We start from the raw sequence: 3,481 nt of genomic DNA, 5'->3' as shown, positions 1-3,481 counted from the left end.
ATAGCTCTATCTGTCGCATGACCAATACCTGTGAAAGCTAAAGAACCATAAAGATAAACACGTATACGAGAAACTTGAATATCAGATAACTGAGAAAAATCTCTTATCCTTTGCAAAAACATATTAGCCGCAGTCATCGGCCCCATCGTATGTGAGCTAGAAGGACCAATACCAATTTTAAAAAGTTCAAAAACAGATAAAAACACATACCACCTCAAAACTCCAACATGGTCTGAGTATACGCTTTTCTATAACGTTTGTCCCGTTTAAAATCAAATTGCGAGATAGAGTAAAAAAATGACAGCAATAAACACGAATGTTGCTCGACTCGCTACCACCCAACACCCTCTTTCTATAGTGCTTTCCATTAGCCAACCTTCAAAACGAACAATGCCCTTAGAGTCACCTCTCTATCAATGTTGCGAACGTAGTAAAATAAGTGTTAATATGCAACATCATGATTTAATAAGAATGAAAAATTTCTACCAAGCATATTTTTCATAATGCACTAAGTTCTTCAAAGTATATGCTTAATGATATAAAATATTTTATGGACATGCTTCAATGAAACGTACAAAGTTTTCTAACGGTTCTCGTTCTGTCTCAAAATTGTTTTCTGGAGCACTCATATCGCGATAACCAAGTGCCATACCACAAATAATATTCCGATCAGAAGGTACAGATAAAAGCGTACGAATTTGTTTATGATAATCAGCAAAAGCTGCTTGGGGACAGGTATCCAATCCAAATCCACGTGCTGCTAACATAATGGTCTGCATAAACATACCCAAATCAAGCCAACTCCCTATTTCCATGTCGTGATCCATTGTAAATAAGAGTCCTACAGGTGCATCAAAAAATAAAAAATTTCGTGCTTTTTGATGAAGCATTTTTTCTTCATCTCCTTTTTTTATTCCAAGACTCTGATAAAGTTCCAAACCAACTTTTCTACGCCTTGAAATATAAGGCTCACGCCACTGACGTGGATAATAATTATATTCACGCTCCCCTTTTACACCCGAAAGAACAAGTTGTGAAAGCTCTTGCCCTACTTTCTGTAATACACTTCCCGTAAGCACAATCACTTGCCATGGCTGAATATTGGTTCCAGATGGTGCACGTGCTGCAAGTGTTAAGATTTTTTTGATTGTTTCCAAACTAACTGGCTGGTTGGTAAAAGCTCGAATTGACTTTCGCGACAAAATAGATTGAAAAACACTAATAGAAGAAACTGCCATTGTCTTTTCTTTCTCTATGAAAAATATTTTTTTTCCTATCAAGGACAATATAGTGTGAAAATACCTTTTCTACTTTTTCACACCCTCTATTTCTTCAAATGATTTACACATTTCACGCAGTGTCAAAAAATCCCATTAGAAATACTGATGGCTATCTCTTTTAATAGAAAAGAAATTTCCTAAAAGCAGATGAAATAAATCTCACAATCAACGATTAACCCCCAACTCTGCTAAGCTCTCAAAAAAAGTCTCCTCAATGTGTTCTAAATCCTGTAGAAGATCATCAATATCACGTTGCATCTTCTTTAAATCAGATCGTTTTTTATTAATTCCTGCAATTAATTTCTTAAGTTTTTTCTCATCATCAGGTGGTTTTCCAACCATAGCCAACATATCAGATATTTCAGACAACGAAAATTTAACTCTTTTAGCACGCAGTATTTGTTTTAATTTATGACGATCCGTTTGTGTATAAAGCCGTGTACTTCCACGCCGGAAAGGGACAAGAAGTCCCTCTTCTTCATAATAACGCAAAGTTCGAGCTGTTATTGAAAACTCACGTGTCAACTCTCCAATTGAATAATATTCGTACATTTTATCATTCTGTCTTTATAGATCACATTATTATAAGAAATATGTCTATTTTTATAAAAATTTAGTCAGCACTCTATCCTTTCCTGCATTCTAAAATATGAAGAAATACATTCTTGTCAAATAAGTATTATACAGTAAAAAATTAATTATTTTTTTAGATGACAGGAAAGATTGCTAATCATCTATTATAAGGCCTTTTAAATCTTTATAGAAGATATCCAATCAAAAATTTTCCTAAAATTCGAAATTAGTCGTTATTTAACTTACATATAAGCTACTCTTTTTCTTGGAATACGGCTTTTTGACTTCATGTATCTTGAAAAAAATTTCTATACTGTCCTCAAAAATAAAAAAACTTTAAAATGACGCAATAAAAAAAATCAGTATCATTATCAAATAATAAACTACTCAGAATGTTTGAAACGACTACAACCTTATAATTGTTATTATTATATTTTTCAGGAAAAATATGCAATTTCTGCATCTTGAGATAAAAAACGTCTGAAATTTCTATTCAGACGCTTTTATAGTATGTGGATGTTGTATTTAAACTATTTAGCAACTGCCTCAGTTGTCATATTTGTCAACATAGCTTTAGCCACTTCGTTATTACTAGACTTACGCTGCTCATCTACTATCAGATCATCACGAACTGCAGCAATACGACGGATTTGAGAAATCGTACCACCTGTACCTGCTGGAATAAGACGACCGACAATAACGTTCTCTTTGAGTCCTTGCAAAGTATCAATTTTACCAGAAACTGCTGCTTCAGTAAGAACACGCGTTGTCTCCTGAAATGATGCCGCCGAAATGAAAGAAGGCGTTTGAAGAGAAGCTTTTGTAATTCCAAGAAGAATGGGATTACCAGATGCGGGTTTCTTCCCTTCTGCAATCAAATTATCATTGATTTCATCAAGTTCAATACGATCAACGTTATCACCTGGAATATAACCAGAATCTCCAGATTCAGTAATTTCAACTTTTTGCAACATTTGACGAACAATCACTTCAATGTGCTTGTCATTAATAAGAACCCCTTGCAAACGATAAACCTCCTGAATCTCATTAACAAGGTAAGATGCCAAAGCTTCAACACCCTTAATCGCCAAAATATCATGAGGAGCTGGATTTCCATCAAGGATATAATCCCCCTTTTCAATTTGATCGCCTTCTTGGAAGTGAAACAACTTACCTTTTGGAATCAAATATTCTACTGCCTCAAGAGTCTCATCATTTGGTTCAATAATAATACGACGTTTATTCTTATAACCACGGCCAAATCGAATTGTACCACTTACTTCAGCAATAATCGCATGATCCTTTGGACGACGTGCTTCAAACAGCTCAGCCACACGAGGCAAACCACCGGTAATATCTTTCGTCTTGGCACTTTCCATTGGTAAACGAGCAATAACATCACCCGCCTTAACATGAGCACCAAGCTCAACAGAAAGAATAGTTTCCGCTGACATCATATAACGGGCTTCACCTCCTTTATACAATTTAGCAATGGATTCACCTTCTTTATTTTCATGGATAATAATGGCTGGTTTGAGATCCGCACCACGCGGATTAGCGCGCCAATCAATCACCAAACGCTTCGTAATACCCGTAGATTCATCAGCTGTTTCAGTGACAGATAAACC

At 35.4% G+C, this 3,481-nt stretch carries 3 protein-coding genes and 1 pseudogene; all 4 read right to left on the bottom strand.

Features of this window, described 5'->3' with window-relative positions:
- Positions 1–206, bottom strand: a 206-nt coding sequence (locus tag ACFIO3_RS10185; RefSeq protein ID WP_375704402.1) for a serine dehydratase beta chain, incomplete at its 3' end; no start/stop codon positions are given.
- A 342-nt stretch (positions 207–548) separates the two neighbouring features.
- The gene (locus ACFIO3_RS10180) at positions 549–1,238 is read right to left on the bottom strand and encodes a nitroreductase (protein ID WP_375608524.1); all 690 of its coding nucleotides are present in this window, start codon (positions 1,236–1,238) and stop codon (positions 549–551) included.
- Positions 1,239–1,445: 207 nt separating this feature from the next.
- A complete protein-coding gene (locus ACFIO3_RS10175; protein ID WP_375608523.1) occupies positions 1,446–1,832 on the bottom strand; it encodes a MerR family DNA-binding transcriptional regulator in 387 nt (128 codons plus the stop codon).
- A 551-nt stretch (positions 1,833–2,383) separates the two neighbouring features.
- Positions 2,384–3,481: pseudogene (locus tag ACFIO3_RS10170) on the bottom strand (DNA-directed RNA polymerase subunit beta'); the annotation flags it as partial.

The sequence above is a fragment of the Bartonella sp. AD328YNZD genome (genome assembly GCF_042196425.1).
The sequence above is the reverse complement of the archived record's forward strand: the minus strand, read 5'-3'. Positions and strand labels throughout refer to the sequence as shown.

Excerpts from the sequence above, each read along its gene's own strand:
- ACFIO3_RS10180 (WP_375608524.1), bottom strand. The coding sequence starts at position 1,238 with ATGGCAGTTTCTTCTATTAGTGTTTTTCAATCTATTTTGTCGCGAAAG.
- ACFIO3_RS10175 (WP_375608523.1), bottom strand. The coding sequence starts at position 1,832 with ATGTACGAATATTATTCAATTGGAGAGTTGACACGTGAGTTTTCAATA.